Annotated in this window: 15 protein-coding genes; 9 read left to right on the forward strand and 6 right to left on the reverse strand. The window is 69.5% G+C overall.

Annotated elements, in window-relative coordinates; translation table 11 throughout:
• Positions 1–184 precede the first annotated feature (184 nt).
• Positions 185–1,003, reverse strand: coding sequence for an AraC family transcriptional regulator (locus FHR56_RS07940; protein ID WP_160948212.1), 819 nt, complete (start codon positions 1,001–1,003; stop codon positions 185–187).
• A gap of 187 nt (positions 1,004–1,190) precedes the next feature.
• On the opposite strand from FHR56_RS07940, the gene FHR56_RS07945 reads away from it, so the two are divergent.
• Both FHR56_RS07945 and FHR56_RS07950 read left to right on the forward strand, forming a co-directional pair.
• The gene (locus FHR56_RS07945; RefSeq protein WP_160948213.1) at positions 1,191–2,594 is read left to right on the forward strand and encodes an MFS transporter; all 1,404 of its coding nucleotides are present in this window, start codon (positions 1,191–1,193) and stop codon (positions 2,592–2,594) included.
• Positions 2,595–2,623: 29 nt separating this feature from the next.
• Positions 2,624–4,609, forward strand: coding sequence for a beta-L-arabinofuranosidase domain-containing protein (locus FHR56_RS07950; protein WP_160948214.1), 1,986 nt, complete (start codon positions 2,624–2,626; stop codon positions 4,607–4,609).
• 148 nt (positions 4,610–4,757) lie between these two features.
• Here the strand turns inward: FHR56_RS07950 and FHR56_RS07955 are convergent, their stop codons facing one another.
• Both FHR56_RS07955 and gpmA read right to left on the reverse strand, forming a co-directional pair.
• Positions 4,758–5,009, reverse strand: coding sequence for an SHOCT domain-containing protein (locus tag FHR56_RS07955; protein ID WP_160948215.1), 252 nt, complete (start codon positions 5,007–5,009; stop codon positions 4,758–4,760).
• 36 nt (positions 5,010–5,045) lie between these two features.
• Positions 5,046–5,795, reverse strand: a complete 750-nt coding sequence (gene gpmA, locus FHR56_RS07960) for a 2,3-diphosphoglycerate-dependent phosphoglycerate mutase (protein WP_019798779.1) — start codon at positions 5,793–5,795, stop codon at positions 5,046–5,048.
• A 231-nt stretch (positions 5,796–6,026) separates the two neighbouring features.
• Between gpmA and nfi the strand changes: the two genes are divergently transcribed.
• Positions 6,027–6,743, forward strand: a complete 717-nt coding sequence (gene nfi / locus FHR56_RS07965; RefSeq protein ID WP_160948216.1) for a deoxyribonuclease V — start codon at positions 6,027–6,029, stop codon at positions 6,741–6,743.
• A 30-nt stretch (positions 6,744–6,773) separates the two neighbouring features.
• Here nfi and FHR56_RS07970 read toward each other — a convergent pair whose 3' ends face one another.
• Positions 6,774–7,166, reverse strand: a complete 393-nt coding sequence (locus FHR56_RS07970; protein WP_160948217.1) for a hypothetical protein — start codon at positions 7,164–7,166, stop codon at positions 6,774–6,776.
• Positions 7,167–7,468: 302 nt separating this feature from the next.
• On the opposite strand from FHR56_RS07970, the gene FHR56_RS07975 reads away from it, so the two are divergent.
• Entirely contained in the window at positions 7,469–8,338 is an 870-nt protein-coding gene (locus tag FHR56_RS07975) for a pirin family protein (protein ID WP_160948218.1), read from the forward strand.
• A 354-nt stretch (positions 8,339–8,692) separates the two neighbouring features.
• Positions 8,693–9,160 carry a hypothetical protein gene (locus FHR56_RS07980; protein WP_160948219.1) on the forward strand — a complete coding sequence of 156 codons (468 nt, stop codon included), beginning with the start codon at positions 8,693–8,695 and terminating at the stop codon, positions 9,158–9,160.
• Between the two features lie 131 nt (positions 9,161–9,291).
• Here the strand turns inward: FHR56_RS07980 and FHR56_RS07985 are convergent, their stop codons facing one another.
• The gene (locus FHR56_RS07985; protein WP_160948220.1) at positions 9,292–10,152 is read right to left on the reverse strand and encodes a pirin family protein; all 861 of its coding nucleotides are present in this window, start codon (positions 10,150–10,152) and stop codon (positions 9,292–9,294) included.
• Positions 10,153–10,688: 536 nt separating this feature from the next.
• Between FHR56_RS07985 and FHR56_RS07990 the strand changes: the two genes are divergently transcribed.
• Both FHR56_RS07990 and FHR56_RS07995 read left to right on the forward strand, forming a co-directional pair.
• Complete coding sequence (locus FHR56_RS07990; protein WP_184502464.1) at positions 10,689–12,770, forward strand: carbon starvation CstA family protein; 2,082 nt, start codon at positions 10,689–10,691, stop codon at positions 12,768–12,770.
• Positions 12,770–12,994: a CstA-like transporter-associated (seleno)protein gene (locus tag FHR56_RS07995; protein ID WP_019797654.1), complete on the forward strand. Its 225-nt coding sequence runs from the start codon at positions 12,770–12,772 to the stop codon at positions 12,992–12,994. Before FHR56_RS07990 ends, FHR56_RS07995 begins: the two co-directional genes overlap by 1 nt.
• Positions 12,995–13,265: 271 nt before the next feature.
• Here the strand turns inward: FHR56_RS07995 and FHR56_RS08000 are convergent, their stop codons facing one another.
• Positions 13,266–13,952 carry an HAD-IA family hydrolase gene (locus FHR56_RS08000; protein ID WP_160948222.1) on the reverse strand — a complete coding sequence of 229 codons (687 nt, stop codon included), beginning with the start codon at positions 13,950–13,952 and terminating at the stop codon, positions 13,266–13,268.
• A gap of 371 nt (positions 13,953–14,323) precedes the next feature.
• Between FHR56_RS08000 and FHR56_RS08005 the strand changes: the two genes are divergently transcribed.
• On the forward strand, positions 14,324–15,091 hold the full coding sequence (locus tag FHR56_RS08005) for an ankyrin repeat domain-containing protein (protein ID WP_160948223.1): 768 nt from the start codon (positions 14,324–14,326) through the stop codon (positions 15,089–15,091).
• Positions 15,092–15,125: 34 nt separating this feature from the next.
• A complete protein-coding gene (locus tag FHR56_RS08010) occupies positions 15,126–16,319 on the forward strand; it encodes an XVIPCD domain-containing protein (protein ID WP_160948224.1) in 1,194 nt (397 codons plus the stop codon).
• The last annotated feature ends 293 nt before the right edge of the window (positions 16,320–16,612 follow it).

Raw genomic sequence — 16,612 nt, forward strand, 5'->3', positions numbered from 1 at the left:
AGCCGCGTTTGCTGTAGGAGCGGCTTCAGCCGCGACGGGCTTTCCCATGGAAAGCCCGTCGCGGCTGAAGCCGCTCCTACGACGCAGGCAGGCTACGCACTGCGACCGCAGCAGCCAACCGACACCCGCGCACCCGCAAAGAAGTGCGCGGCATGCAGCACGCGCACCGCCCCCACAAGCCCCCTCAACCCGAGTTGATGTGCTCCTTGCAGTACAGGCGCCGGTAGGCGCTGGGGGTCATGCCCAGGCGCTGGCGGAACACGCGCCGGAAATAGCCGCTGTCGCTGAAGCCGGCGCGCTGCGCGACCTCGTCCACCGCGCAGGTGTTGACCAGCAGCAGCTTCTCGGCGAAGGCGATGCGCTGGCGGTGGATCGCTTCGGTCAGCGTGGTGCCGAAGCTGCGCCGGTAGATGCGGCCCAGGTAGTCCGGATTGCAGTGCAGTTGCGCGGCCAGCGACGAGGCGGTGAGCGCGGTGTGGAACCGCGTGCCGATCAGTTGCTTGGCGCGGTAGGCCAGCGCCACCCCGGCACGTTCGGAGTCGTGCGGATCCGGCCAGGCACCGGCCACGCATTGCAGCATCGACAGCACGATCGGCTCGAGCATCGGCAGCGTGCGCCGTTCCTCCTGCTCGGCCAGGAACCAGCGGAACAGGCCGACGAAACGCTCCGGATCGCGGATCGCGGTGCGTTGCGGCATCGACAGCGCCACGGCGTGGTCCGCCTGCGCCACGCCCGGTTCCAGTTCGAAATGCACCCAGTAGAACCGCAGATCGTCCGGGAACCGGCCCAGGCCGGCATGCGCGCGGCCGGGCCACAGCAGCAGCGTCTCGCCGGGGCCGACGTGGAAGTCGTTGTCCTGTTCGCGGATCGAGAGGATGCCGCGCTCGACGAAGATCAGCTCGTAGGACTGGATCACCCGTGCCGGATGCGCGCCCACCCCGCGGGAGATGAACAGGCCCCCGTTCTGGACCCGGATCGGGTAGGCGACGGCGAATTCGAGCATGTCGGAAACGTCTCCCCTTGCGCACACGACGCTGCACCGCAGCAATTCAATGAGCGCCACCGCACCTGCGCGGCCCGGCGCCCATGGTCGGAATCGTACCGGTTTTATACCGCACAGACTCTTGTCGCGCTCGCGCGGCCATGCCACTTTGCGCTGGCGCCGGACCGCGCGCGCCAGGAGCCGCCCGTTGAACGCGACCGCCATCGGCCACGCCGCCGCAGACGCCGCACCGGCCGCCGCCACGCCACGCCTGTCGCGCCTGGAGAAGTTCGGCTATGGCCTCGGCGATGCCGGCGGCACGGTGGTCACCTGCCTGATCGCCAACTTCCTCACCTTCTTCTACACCGACGTGTTCGGCCTGACCCCGGCGCTGGTCGGCACCCTGTTCACCGTGCTGCGCGTGGCCGACGCGGTGTCCGATCCGGTGATGGGCTTGATCGCCGACCGCACCCGCAGCCGCTGGGGCCGCTTCCGTGCCTGGCAACTGTGGGTCGCGCTGCCGATCGGCATCGCCTGCGTGCTGACCTTCAGCGCGCCGCAGCTGAGCGCCGGCGCGAAGATCGCCTACGCCTTCGCCAGCTATTTCCTGCTGTCGCTGTGCTACACCGCGATCAACGTGCCCTACTGCGCGCTGATCAACAGCATGACCGGCGACCACCGCGACGTGGTCTCCGCGCAATCCTGGCGCTTCGTGCTGTGCGGCATCGCCGGCTTCCTGGTGTCGGTCGGGCTGCCGTGGCTGGTGCGGGAACTGGGCAACGGCGACGCCGCGCGCGGCTACCAGCTCGGCGTGGGCGTACTGGCGGCGCTGGCGGTGGCGATGTTCCTGTGCTGCTTCTTCGCCGTGCGCGAGCGGGTGCCGGTCAGCCTGCTCGGCGGCGCCGGCATCGGCGCACACCTGCGCGGCCTGCTGCGCAACGACCAGCTGCGGCTGGTGCTGCTGATGTCGTTCCTGCTGATCAACGTGTTCAACATCCGCGGCGGCGGCTATCTGTACTTCATCACCTACGTGCTCGGCGGCAGCAGCGGCTATGCCTCGCTGTTCTTCGCGATGGTGGCGCTGGCCACGGTGCTCGGCGCGATCGTGGTCAACGCGCTGTGCCGCCGCTTCGACCCGCTGGCGCTGTACCTGCACACCAACCTGGCGCTGGCCGCGTTCGGCGTGGCGCAGTGGTGGCTGCCGACCGGACCGGCGCAGCAGACGCTGTGGCTGGGGGTGATCTTCGTGCACTGCCTGGTGCTGGGTTTCGCGCTGCCGCTGCACTTCTCGCTGATGGCCTTCGCCGACGATTACGGCGCCTGGAAGAACCGGGTGCGCTCCTCGGGCATCAACTTCGCCTTCAACCTGTTCTGCATCAAGCTGGCCTGGGCCTCGAGCGCGGTGGTGATCAGCGCGCTGTTCGTCCATGCCGGCTACCGCGCCGGCGCCGCGCAGCAGAGCCCCGCCTCGCTGCAGGCCATCACCCTGCTGGAAACCCTGATCCCCGCCGGCCTGCACCTGCTGCTGGCCGCGGTGATCCTGCGCTGCCGGCTGCGCCGGCCGCTGCTGGCGAGCATCGCCGCCGACCTCGCCGCGCGCCCGGTGCACTGACCTTCCCCACCCTTCAGGATCTGCGCTCCATGCCGCATTCGCCCGTGCCGTCCCCGGAACTCCCGCTCGCCCACCTGCGCATCGCCGACCCGTTCTGGCAGCGCTACCAGCGCCTGGTGCAGGAGGTGGTGCTGCCCTACCAGTGGGACGCGCTCAACGACAACGTCGCCGATGCCGAACCCAGCCATGCTATCGAGAACTTCCGCATCGCCGCCGGCCGCAGCGACGGCGCGTTCTACGGCATGGTGTTCCAGGACAGCGACGTGGCCAAGTGGCTGGAGGCGGTGGCGTACCTGCTGGCGCAGCATCCCGACCCGGCGCTGGAGCGCGATGCCGATGCCACCATCGAACTGATCGGCGCCGCGCAGCAGGCCGACGGCTACCTCAACACCTACTTCACGGTGAAGGCGCCGCAGGAACGCTGGAGCAACCTGGCCGAGTGCCACGAACTGTATTGCGCCGGGCACATGATCGAGGCCGGCGTGGCCTATTACCAGGCCACCGGCAAGCGCGCCCTGCTCGACATCGTGTGCCGGCTCGCCGACCACATCGATGCCGTTTTCGGCCCTGGCCCGACGCAGTTGCACGGCTACCCCGGGCATCCGGAGATCGAACTGGCGCTGATGCGCCTGTACGAGGCCACCGGCGAGGCACGCTACCTGGCGTTGGCACGTTATTTCGTCGAACAGCGCGGCACCACGCCGCACTACTACGACGAAGAGTACGCCAGGCGCGGCCGCACCTTCTTCTGGGGCGGGCACGGCCCGGCCTGGATGATCCAGGACAAGGCCTACAGTCAGGCGCACCTGCCGGTGGCGCTGCAGGACACCGCGGTCGGCCATGCGGTGCGCTTCGTGTACCTGTACGCGGGCGTGGCGCACCTGGCCCGGCACAGCGGCGACGCCACCCTGCGCGCGGCCTGCGCGCGGCTGTGGGACAACGCCACGCAGCGGCAGATGTACCTGACCGGCGCGATCGGCGCGCAGAGCTACGGCGAAGCCTTCAGCGTCGACTACGACCTGCCCAACGACACCGCGTACAACGAGAGCTGCGCCTCGATCGGGCTGATGATGTTCGCCAACCGCATGCTGCAGTTGGCGCCGGATGGCCGCTACGCCGACGTGATGGAGCGGGCGCTGTACAACACCGTGCTGGGCGGCATGGCCCTGGACGGACGCCACTTCTTCTACGTCAATCCGTTGGAAGTGCACCCGCCCACGGTGCACGGCAACCACACCTTCGACCACGTCAAGCCGGTGCGCCAGCGCTGGTTCGGCTGCGCCTGCTGCCCGCCCAACATCGCCCGCGTGCTGACCTCGCTCGGCTACTACATCTACACCCGCCGCGCCGACACCCTGTACGTGAACCTCTACGTCGGCAGCGATGCGCGGTTCGAGGTCGGCGGACAGACCCTGACCCTGCGCCAGCGCGGCGAGTATCCGTGGCAGGACACGATCGCCTTCGACATGGAGTGCAGCGCAGCAGTGGACGCGGCAGTGGCGCTGCGCCTGCCGGACTGGTGCCAGGCGCCGCAGCTGCGGCTCAACGGCGAGCCGGTGGCGATCGACGCGCACCGCCAGCACGGCTACTGCGTGCTGCGCCGGCGCTGGCAATCCGGCGACACCTTGCAACTGCGCCTGCCGATGCCGCCGATGCGGGTCAGCGGACACCCGCGCGTGCGTCACCTGGCCGGCAAGGTCGCGGTGCAGCGCGGACCGCTGGTGTACTGCCTGGAGCAGGCCGACAACGGCGCCGACCTGCATCAGCTGCGCCTGCCGGCCAGCGCCACGCTGCAGACCGTGCCCGGCAGTGGCGCGCTGGACGGCCAGGTGCTGCTGCAGGCCACGGGCGAACGCCTGCACGGCGATGCGGACGCCGCGGCCGCGCCGCTGTACCGCTACGATGCGCCGCCACCGGCGCGGCAGCCGCAGACCCTGACCTTCGTGCCCTACTTCGCCTGGGCCAATCGCGGCGAGGGCGAGATGCGGGTATGGGTGGACGCCAGCGACGGCTGAAGGCACCTCTGCGGGACGTAGCCTGTAGGACGCGCTGGACGTTACCGGGAACGCCCGTCGCGGCCGATCCCGCAAAAGGGGACAAGAGCCGCTCCTGCCGGACAAGCTGCATCCGGACTGCATCGTGTCGGCGCAGCGCCAAGTGCGCTTACAACGTCGCGAGGATCTCCGCGCGACGACGCGCATGCTCCGCGGCGTCGATCAGGCCCTGCGCCTTCAATTGCTCCAGCGCGCGCAGGCGCTGCTCGACCGAGGCGGTGGGCGGCAGTGGCGGCGGCGCCGCGGCCGCCGGCCGGCGCCGCTGGGCGCGGATCGCCAGCCACACCACCACAGCGATCAGCAGCGGGAAGGCGAGCACGACCAGGAGGACGAGCCAGTGCCAGATGCTGAATCCACCCATTGCGTCCTCCTGTCGGCCGCGCGCCGGGCCTGGCGCTTACTTCGCCTTGCCCTGGTTGGCCACCGCCTCGGCCGCCTTCTTCGCCGCTTCCGGATCGCCCAGGTAGCGGTAGGACTGCACCTGCAGGGTGTCGTCCAGTTCGAACAGCAGCGGGATGCCGGTGGGGATGTTGAGCTCGAGGATCTCCTCGCGCGACACGTCGTTCAGGTACTTGTACAGCGCGCGCAGCGAGTTGCCGTGGGCGGTGACCAGCACGGTCTGCCCGGCCTTGAGCTGCGGCGCGATGGCGTCGTGCCAGTACGGCAGCACGCGCTCGAGCGTGGTGGCCAGCGACTCGGTGGCCGGCAAGGCGTTGCGGTCCAGGGTGGCGTAGCGGCGGTCGTGCAGCGGATGGCCCGGATCCTCGGCGTCCATCGGCGGCGGCGGGATGTCGTAGGAGCGGCGCCAGATCTTGACCTGGTCCTCGCCGTGCTTGGCCGCGGTCTCGGCCTTGTCCAGGCCCTGCAGGCCGCCGTAGTGACGCTCGTTGAGGCGCCAGCTCTTGTGCACCGGCAGCCAATCCTGGTCCAGTTCCTTCAGCGCGCCCTGCAGGGTGTGGATGGCGCGCTTGAGCACGGAGGTATGGGCCACGTCGAACTGCAGGCCCTCCTCGCGCATCAGCCGGCCGGCGGCCACGGCTTCCTGGCGGCCCTGCTCGGTCAGGTCCACGTCGACCCAGCCGGTGAAGCGGTTATCCAGGTTCCACTGGCTCTGGCCATGGCGCAACAGTACGAGTTTGCGGGTCACTGCGACGGTCTCCGTTGGGGGATGCATGGGTGGTGCAGCCCTGGATTGTAGCTGGTGGCGGGGATTCGGGATTCGGGATTCGCAAGGGCCTGGTTCTCCAGCGAGTGAAGCGGCCAAGCGCCACCTGATCGCCAGAGCCGCGCGGGAAGCGCCTTCAACGAATCCCCAATCCCGAATCCCCAATCCCGGCCCTCCACACCCCAGCCACGACCGCAGCGCGATCATTTACGCATGGAGACTTCCAAGCACCCCGTGTTCGGCGACTGGGACGGCAGCATCGTGCAGGCGCGCGCGCTGCAGGCGACGCTGGCGCGCCAGGTCAGCCTGCAGGACGAGGTTCCCGACCCGCCGCGCTGGCTGGCCGGCTTCGACGTCGGCTTCGAGGACGACGGCCAGGTCACCCGCGCCGCCGCGGTGCTGCTCGATGCGCAGACCCTGCAGTTGCACCAGGCCGAGATCGCCCGCGTGCCCACCTCGATGGCCTACGTGCCCGGCCTGCTCAGCTTCCGCGAACTGCCGGCGCTGCTGGCCGCGCTGGGCCTGCTGCGGCAGCGCCCGGACCTGGTGTTCGTCGATGGCCAGGGCATCGCGCATCCGCGCCGGCTCGGCATCGCCGCGCACTTCGGCGTGGTCACCGGGCTGCCCAGCATCGGCGTGGCCAAGACCTTGCTGGCTGGCCGCTTCGAGGAACCCGGCGCGCAGGCCGGCGACCACAGCCCCATCGTGCACCGCGGCGAAGTGGTCGGCTGGGCGCTGCGCAGCAAATTGCGCTGCAATCCGCTGATCGTTTCGCCAGGCCACCGCGTTGCCGTGGACAGCGCGCTGCACTGGACCCAGCGCTACCTGCGCGGCTACCGCCTGCCGGAACCGACCCGGCTGGCCGACCGGCTGGCCTCGCGCCGCGGCGAGATGCCGGCGCCGGCCGCGGACACCCGATCGCTGTTCTGAACCGGGCGCTGCGGCCGGCAGCCGCGTCGCTCAGCGGTTGCTGATGTTGATGCCAGTGTCGACGATCTGGATGTACATGCCCGCCGGACGCGGACGCGCGAGGAACTGGAGATTGACGCTGGCGATGCCGCTGGCGGCGGCGCAATTGGCGGTCGACATGCCGATCGCCGTGTAGCGGACATTGGTGCGCAGGGTCGGGCCGGCGATGCGATGGCCGTTGGACACCGCATAACAGCCGGCGCCCTGTCCGCCGGTGACCAGCAAGGCCTTCGCGTCCCACAGATCGTTGATGATCTCGGTGGGCACGTTCATGTCCGGCACGCCTTGCGCCTGGGCGGAAAACCCCGCGCAGGCGATGAGGGCCAGGCCAAGGCGCGCCCAGACCGGGCGGCGACAGCGGATGTGCGATGCGACATTCTTCATGTGTGTACTCCGTCGGGGGAAGAGGGATCGATGCAGCGCCACGGGCCGTGCGCGCGTATGACCGGCCACGACGCGCGCCGATTATTCACAGGCCATTTGCCGCGTCGCAGACAAGACGCGCGCGCAATTCGCACTATGCGATTCCGGGACACCGGCATAACCGCGCGACATAGCGCGAATGCGCCGCGGATCGGCCCGCCGCGCATGAGCGCATGCGGGACAGTCCGTCTTGCCATGGCGCCGCACCGCAGCCGCCGCGCATGCGAAGCTTCGCTTCCGTTTTTGCGACTGCGAGCGCCCGCATGCCCACCCTGATCGCCCCCCGCGTCCACGATATCGGCGGCTTCGAAGTGCGCCGCGCCGTTCCCAGCGTGCAGGCGCGCAGCGTCGGCCCCTTCGTCTTCATCGATCACATGGGACCGGCGGTGTTCGAGCCGGGGCACGGCGTGGACGTGCGCCCGCATCCGCACATCGGCCTGGCCACGGTCACCTTCCTGTGGTCCGGCGAGATCGGCCACCGCGATTCGCTCGGCTCGGACCAGGTGATCCGCGCCGGCGACGTCAACTGGATGACCGCCGGGCGCGGCATCTCCCACTCCGAACGCACGCCGACCGCGCTACGCGCGCATGCGCACCCGCTGCACGGCATGCAGACCTGGGTGGCGCTGCCGAAATCGGCGGAAGAGACCGCGCCGGCGTTCTACCACCACGCCGCCGCCAGCCTGCCGCAGCAACGCCGCGACGGCGCCTGGCTGCGGGTGATCGCCGGCCGCGCCTACGGCGAGGAATCGCCGGTGAAGGTGTTCGCCGACACCCTCAACGTGGCACTGGATCTCGACGCGGACGCGGAACTCGACCTGGACGCCCGCCACGCCGAGCGCTCGCTGTACATCCTGGAAGGCGAGGCGCAACTGGATGGCGTGAACATCCCGGCGCGGCATCTGGTCCTGCCCGAGCCGGGCGCGCGCGGTCGGCTGCGCGCCAAGACCCCGCTCAAGGCGATGCTGATGGGCGGCGAACCGCTTGATGGGCCGCGCCACCTGTGGTGGAACTTCGTCTCGAGTTCGGTGGAGCGCATCGAGCAGGCCAAGCAGGACTGGCGCGAGGGCCGCTTCGGGACGATCCCGGGCGACGACCAGGAATTCATCCCGCTGCCCGAACCGGGCCGCTGAGACCCCAATCGCCGCCACAGCAGAGCGGCCCGTGCGGTCGCCATCGCTCCCTCTCCCGTCCCTCGTCCGCCGGCGCCGCATTCCATAAAGACCTGCCTGTCGGCGCAGCGAGGCGGGTGCGCCACGCCATACCGCGCGTGCGGATATTCCCGGAATCCGCATCCCAATTGTCAGCGCGGCTGCGCTGGGCTATGGTGCAGACGCGGCCGCGCACGCGTGGCCGCGCACGGGACACGCACTGCGTCGGGGATGCACTGCCGGGATCCCGCACAGGATGGGCGCTCCCGCAGACGACGCCACAGGCGTGCGTATGGATCGAACGCGTCGCATCGCGGCGTATGGGGAACATCGCGAATGAAGACATTCTTGCGCAAGGCGCTGCTCACCGCTGCGGCGGCGTTGCCCGCCGCTGCCGCCATCGCGCAGCAGGCCCAGAACTGCCCCCCGCTGCCGCCTCAGAGCACGCTGCAATGGAGCGAGCGCAGCGACAAGGGCTTCATCGTCTGCCGCGCCAGCGATGCCAGCGGACGGCAGGTGCTGGGCATGATGCTCACTGCGCGCGACCCGAAGATTCCGCTGCAGCGCACGCTGCGCGAGGAAAAGGGGGCCATCGACGGCGAGCAGGTGTATTGGTACCGGCCGGACCTCGGCGGCGCCGACCTGCCGGGCCTGGCCTCGCGCCGGATCGCGGTGGCGGAACTGAAGAAGGGTCAATTCGCGCAGGTGTGGATCGACGCCGCCGACACCCAGGAACTGCAGACCCTGCAATCGCTGGTGCAGGGCCTGGACATGCGCCAGTCGAGCCTGGCGCTGGAGCGCTGAACCCGGCAGCCCGAGAGATCACGTAGGAGCGGCGTCAGCCGCGACAGGCGTTCCCGGGAACGCCCCGTCGCGGCTGAAGCCGCTCCTACGAGCAAACAAACCCTCGCACCAGCGACAGTGCGAATTACCCCTCAGAAGCGCCCTTCCTGGAAATCCACGAAGGCCTGCATCAGTTCCTGGCGCGTGTTCATCACGAACGGCCCGTGCCGCGCCACCGGCTCGCGCAGCGGCCGGCCGGCGACCAGGATCAGCCGTGCGCCCTGCGCGCCGGCCTGCAACGGCAGCAGGTCGCCACCGCCGAGCACCGCGAGCGTCTGCGCGGGCAACATGCGCGCCGCCTCGCCCTCGCCCAGCGCCGCCTCGCCCTCGAACATATAGGCGAAGGCGTTGTGCCCGGACGGCAACTCGAACGCCCAGGACGCGCCAGCGTCCAGCGCGATGTCCAGATACAGCGGATCGGTGGCCGGCTGCGCAATCGGGCCGTGCACCTCGCCGACCTGGCCGGCGATCACCTTGACCGTCACCCCCGGCGCCGGCTGCACCACCGGGATGCGTTCGGGCGCGAACTCCTGGTAGCGCGGCGCGGTCATCTTGTCGCGCGCCGGCAGGTTCACCCACAGCTGGAAGCCGCGCATGCGCCCTTGCTCCTGCTCCGGCATCTCCGAATGCACCAGGCCGCGACCGGCGGTCATCCACTGCACGCTGCCCGGGGTCAGCAGGCCCTCGTTGCCGTGGTTGTCCTTGTGCCGCATGCGCCCGTCGAGCATGTAGGTGACAGTCTCGAAGCCGCGGTGCGGATGGCTCGGGAAACCGCCGATGTAGTCCTCGGCACGATCGGTGCCGAACTCGTCGAGCAGCAGGAACGGATCCAGCTCGGGCAGCGCCCCGCCACCGATGACGCGGGTCAGCTTGACCCCATCGCCGTCGGCGGTGGCGTGGCCGCGGATGGCGCGCAGGATGCGCGCGGGGACGACGGTGGTGGAAGCGGTCATGGGACGATCTCCTGATGAGATCCCCACCATGGGTGCCACCGCCAGCGCGGCCAACCGTGCCCGGCGCAACCCATCGTTCCATCGCCTGCAGCGGCCCCCTTCTCCCCCCCGGGAGAAGGGGCCCCGAAGGGGCGGATGAGGGTGCGGGCGCAGCCTCGTGCAGCATCCTGTGCACGGGCTCGTCCTGCGAGGGCTTCGCTCCGTACCCCCACCCCAACCCCTCTCCCGAGGGGAGAGGGGCTTGAGCATCCTGACGCCTCCTTCTCCTGTTCGAGGCCATGAACCCCCTTCTCCCCCGGGAGAAGGTGCCCCGCAGGGGCGGATAAGGGTCCGGGCGCAACCTCGTGCAGTGTCTGGGGGCACAGGCTGGTTTCGCGAGAGCTCCGCCGCACCCACCCTCACCTCACATGCCCCTCCCCCGGCAAGAGAGGGCCAGCTGTCTACGACCAAAGTACTAGCCCCGTGGCCGTCCCCACCATTGACCCCCCACGCCATCGGGGCGACCCTTGCACGCATCTCGTGGGGGAGCGTTCTGCATGAAAGGGTTTTCCAAGCTGGCCTGGGCCGCACTCGCCATCCTGGCGGCGTTCTGCCTGGGCACCATCGCCCTGCGCCGCGGCGAACACATCAATGCGCTGTGGATCGTGGTGGCCGCGGTGTCGATCTACCTGATCGCCTATCGCTTCTACAGCCTGTTCATCGCCGACAAGGTGATGCAGCTCGACCCCACCCGGGCCACGCCGGCGGTGCTCAACAACGACGGCCTGGACTACGTGCCGACCAACAAGCACGTGCTGTTCGGCCACCATTTCGCCGCCATCGCCGGCGCCGGGCCGCTGGTCGGGCCGGTGCTGGCCGCGCAGATGGGTTACCTGCCCGGCCTGCTGTGGCTGGTGGTCGGCGTGGTGGTCGCCGGTGCGGTGCAGGACTTCATGGTGCTGTTCCTGTCCAGCCGCCGCAACGGCCGCTCGCTGGGCGACCTGGTGCGCGAGGAGATGGGCCAGGTGCCTGGCACCATCGCCCTGTTCGGCGCGTTCCTGATCATGATCATCATCCTGGCGGTGCTGGCGATGGTAGTGGTCAAGGCGCTGGCGGAAAGCCCCTGGGGCATGTTCACGGTGATCGCGACCATGCCCATCGCGATCCTGATGGGCGTGTACATGCGCTACATCCGCCCCGGCAAGATCGGCGAGATCTCGGTGGTGGGGCTGATCCTGCTGCTGGCGGCGATCTGGTTCGGCGGCAAGGTCGCCGCCGATCCCACCTGGGGACCGGCCTTCACCTTCACCGGCACCCAGATCACCTGGATGCTGATCGGCTACGGCTTCGTCGCCTCGGTGCTGCCGGTGTGGCTGCTGCTGGCGCCGCGCGACTACCTGTCGACCTTCCTCAAGATCGGCACGATCATCGCCCTGGCGATCGGCATCCTGGTGGTGATGCCGGAGCTGAAGATGCCGGCGCTGACCCAATTCGCCGCCAGCGGCGACGGCCCGGTGTGGAAGGGCGGCCTGTTCCCGTTCCTGTTCATCACCATCGCCTGCGGCGCGGTGTCCGGCTTCCATGCGCTGATCTCCTCGGGCACCACGCCCAAGCTGCTCGCCAACGAGTCGCACATGCGCTACATCGGCTACGGCGGCATGCTGATGGAATCGTTCGTGGCGGTGATGGCGCTGGTGGCGGCCTCGATCATCGACCCGGGCGTGTACTTCGCGATGAACAGCCCGGCCGCGGTGATCGGCGCCGACGTCGCCTCCGCCGCGCACCACATCAGCACCACCTGGGGCTTCACCATCACCCCGGAACAGCTGACCGCCACTGCCGCGGCGATCGGCGAACCCACCATCCTGCATCGCGCCGGCGGCGCGCCGACGCTGGCGGTGGGCATCGCGCAGATCCTGCACCAGGCCATCCCCAACAGCAGCGACGCGATGATGGCCTTCTGGTACCACTTCGCGATCCTGTTCGAGGCGCTGTTCATCCTCACCGCGGTGGACGCCGGCACCCGCGCCGGCCGCTTCATGCTGCAGGACCTGCTCGGCAACTTCGTGCCGGCGCTGAAGAAGACCGAGTCGTGGACCGCCAACATCATCGGCACCGCCGGTTGTGTGGCGCTGTGGGGCTACCTGCTGTACACCGGCGTGGTCGATCCGTTCGGCGGCATCCAGACGCTGTGGCCGCTGTTCGGCATCTCCAACCAGATGCTGGCCGGCATCGCGCTGATGCTGGGCACGGTGGTGCTGTTCAAGATGAAGCGCGACCGCTACGCCTGGGTGACCGCGGTGCCCGCGGTGTGGCTGCTGATCTGCACCACCTATGCCGGCCTGATCAAGATCTTCGACGCCAACCCGTCGCAGGGTTTCCTGGCGCAGGCGCACAAGTTCCAGGACGCCATCGCCAGCGGCACCGTCACCGCACCGGCCAAGTCGGTGGCGCAGATGCAGCAGATCGTCACCAACGCCTACGTCAACACCGGCCTGACCGTGCTGTTCCTGTGCGTGGTGTTCGCGGTGCTGGTCTACGCGATTAAGACCATCCTCGTCGCCCGCCGCACCCCGCAGCGCAGCGACCGCGAGACCCCGTACGTGGCCTTGCAGCCGCACCAGATGGCGGACCTGTAATGGGCGGCGCACTGGTTCCGATCGGGCAATACCAGGCGCACCGCCGGCTGTGGCGGCGCCTGGTGCAGACCGCGCGCCTGTGCTGCGGCATCCCCGACTACGACAACTACGTGCGGCACATGCTGGAAAAGCATCCGGACCGGCAGCCGATGGACTACAAGACCTTCTTCCGCGAGCGCCAGGAGGCGCGGTATGGCGGCAAGAGCGGGTTTCGGTGTTGTTGAAAGGCCGGGATTGGGGAGTCGGGATTGGGGATTGGTGGCGGGCGCCTGAAGGCGCCTGACCATTCGACCGGATCACACGGCGGCTCTCGTTCTGAACGCGGCGATGCCCGGCAATGGCATCGCCGCGTCACTGTTGTAGGAGCGGCTTCAGCCGCGACGCATTACCGGTAACGCGTCGCGGCTGAAGCCGCTCCTACGGAGAAGCATGCGGATGCCACGCACTCGCGGGGCTACTCCCATTCCCCAATCCCGATTCCCCAATCCCGGCTCTTCAGGCCGCCGCGGCGCGCACCAACGCCGCATAGGTCTGCGGCAGCTCGCGCATGTGCTCCATCACCGCAGCCACGCCGAGCTGGCGCAGGGTCGCGGCGTGCCCGGCGGGAATGTGCGCGGCACCGGTAAAGCCGATCACGGTCATGCCCGCGGCCAGCGCGGCGCTGGCGCCGGTGGCGCTGTCCTCGATCACCAGGCAGCGTTCCGGCGCCACCTCCAGCGTGCGTGCCGCCAGCAGGTACACGTCCGGCGCGGGCTTGGGCCGCGCCACCATGTCGGCACTGAAGATGCGCTCGCCGACGCGCTCGCGCAGGCCCGCGCGCGCCACCGAGGCGACCACGCTCTCGCGCATGCTGTTGGAGGCGACCGCCAGCGGCAGCGGCAACGCCAGCAAGGCCTCGCGCACGCCATCGATCGGCTGCACTTCCGCGGCGATCAGCGCTTCGGAGCGCGTGCGGATCTCCTGGTACAGGCCCGGCGGCAGGTCCAGCGCGTACTGCCGCTGCACGCGCTGCACGATCTCCTGCGCGGTGAGGCCGAAGCTGCCGGCCAGAAACTGTTCCAGTTCGACCCGCGGCACATAGGCGCCCAGTGCGTCGAGCATGACCCGGTCGGCCAGCACTTCGCTGTCGACGAGCACGCCGTCGCAATCGCTGATCAACAGGTCGAAGGGGGTCGCCGTCATCGCGCGCTCCTGTGGGGAAACACCCATTATGCCGCTGGCCACATGTCCCTCGCCTGTGCGGCGCTTGCAGCCGCAGCAGCGCGACCGATCCTTGGATGCAGTGGCGCATGCAACGCACATGCATGCGGCACTGCCCGCACGCCCTGTACGTTCACCCTGCCCGTTCGCCGCCGCGACCACGTCGCAACGGCATCCTGTCCGGCAACCGTTGGTTTCTGGTTAAAGCAGCGATCACCCGAGACGACGCCGCCCAAGATCCGCAGACCGCGTCACAAAACTGCCGCGAAACCCCGGCGATCGGCTGCTAGCATCGGCAACGGCGCCAGGACACGCGCCGTCATCCAGGACCGCGACCAGGAAAGGAGCCTTGCATGCGTACGCCCGTCCCCGCCCTGATCGCACTCGCGACCTCGCTGTTCTTCTCGGTCAGTTGCGCCGCACAGTCCGGCGCCAAGGAGCATTCCGCCATGTCAGCCTCGCTGCAGGATCATTCGGTCGCGTTCCGCGACCCCGCACTCGCCGACATCGCCGCCGCCATCGCGCGCGGCGATGTCGCCCGCATCGCCGCCCTGGCGCCCAGCACGGACCTGTCCGCGCACGGCGACCAGCACGTCACCCTGCTCGAATGGGCCATCTGGAACGAACAGCCGCGCGCGCTGGCGGCGCTGCTCGACGCCGGTGCCGACCCGTCGCTGCCGGGCATGGATCAGGAAACCGTGGTGCACATGGCAGCCATGGCCAAGGATCCGCAGTACCTGCAGATCCTGCTGCAGCACGGCGCCCCGGTCGACCCGGTGAGCGCGCGCGCGAACTGGACGCCGCTGTTCCGCGCCGTGCAGAGCAAGCGTGATGCGCAGATCGAGATGCTGCTCAAGGCCGGCGCCGATCCGAAGCGGGTCGACGCCACCGGCAACTCGCTGCTGCACCTGGCCGCGCAGAGCAGCGCCGGCAATCCCTGGGTGCCCAAGCTGCTGCAGGCCGGGGTCGACCCGAGCCTGCGCAACGCCCAGGGCAAGACGTTCCAGGCGTACTTCTTCAACACGCCCGAGCGCCTGCTCAACGCCAGCGCGCAACAGACCCGAAACGCCGTGCGCGATTGGCTGAGCGCCCACGCCATTCCCCTGGAAGCGGCCCGCTGATGCGGTCGGTCGCCACACTCGCACGGAGCCGCGCATGAACCAGAGCGATCTTTCCCTGTCTGATCCGTCCACCGCGTTCTCCGAGTCCGTCCGCGGCCAGCAGCCGCAGGCGGTGGACCGGCAACTGCCGCCGCTGCTGCAGGACCTCTACCACACCGCGGCCGAGCGCCGCGCCGGCGGCGCCGAGACCTTCGCCGCGCTGCCCGATGGCTGGTCGCGCATGGACGACGCAGCGCTGCAGCGCGCCGGCATCGACCCGAGCCTGCAGCACGACGCCAAGAGCGGCTTCGATGCCGCGTTCTACCGCAACCCGCAGGGCAACGTGGTGCTGGGGTTCTGCGGCACCGACGAACTGAAGGACTGGAAGCACAACCTCGGCCAGGGCCTGGGCTTTTCCGACGCGCAATACGCCTCGGCGATCCAGCTCGGCAGCCAGGCCAAGCAGGCCTTCGGCGACAACCTGCTGATCTCCGGACACTCGCTGGGCGGCGGCCTGGCCGCGGCCTCGTCGATGGTCAACGACGTGCCCGCGGTGACCTTCAATGCCGCCGGCGTCAACAACAAGACCCTGGAGCGCGAAGGCCTGGACGCCGACGCCGCCAAGGCCTATGCCGCCGACGGCCTGATCCGCGGTTATCACGTCAAGAACGAGCTGCTGACCTACCTGCAGGAGGACAACCTGCTCACCCGCGGCCTGATGCCCGACGCCGCCGGCCGCCAGATCCAGCTGCCGGAACCGGATCCGCTCTCGTTCGGCCAGCGCCTGATTCCCGGCATGATGCTCAAGCATCGCCTGGACCTGCACGGCATCGACTCGGTGATGAAGGCCGAGGACCTGGCGCAGCAGCAGGGCCAGGCGCCATCCGGCACGCTGTCCACCGGCAGTCGCCTGTTCAACGACGCGGTGGTGCAGTTGGACGGGCAACGCGACCGGCTCGGCCTGCACGACGACGCGGCCTTCCTCAACACCGCCGCCAGCGTCGCCGCGCGCGCCGGCCAGGACGGCCTGCAGCGCATCGACCAGGTCCTGCCCAGCCGCGATGGCGACCGCCTGTTCGCCGTCCAGGGACAGCCGGAGAACCCGGCGCACCTGCGCAGCCAGGTACAGACCGCGGCCGCGGCCCACGAGCCGTCGCAGGCCAACGTCGGCCAGCTGCAGCAGCAGAATACGCTGCAGGCGCCGCCGCAACAGCAGGAAGAACGGCAGCGCAGCGTGGCGATGCAGTAGCCGCCAGGTGTCGCAGCGCGGCAGGCGTCCTGGGAGACGCCTGCCGACATCCACTACGACGCGCGGTATCGCGATGACGCCGCAGACGTTTCGGCAGCGGCGAACCGCGGCAGGCCTTCGCGCCGCAGGATAGACGCCGCGAGACGTTCCACTCGATGCGCCACCTTGCGACGCGTCGTGCTCCTGAGCACGACGGCCGGCATCTGGCCGCATCGAGAGCATCGCCGCCCTCGCCTGACCGCGCAGTCGATGCAATCGCCCATGTCAGCGTTGCCCGAGCGCAGGCCCGCGAC

It is taken from the genome of Xanthomonas sp. F10, assembly GCF_014206815.1.
Classification (GTDB): domain Bacteria; phylum Pseudomonadota; class Gammaproteobacteria; order Xanthomonadales; family Xanthomonadaceae; genus Xanthomonas_A; species Xanthomonas_A indica.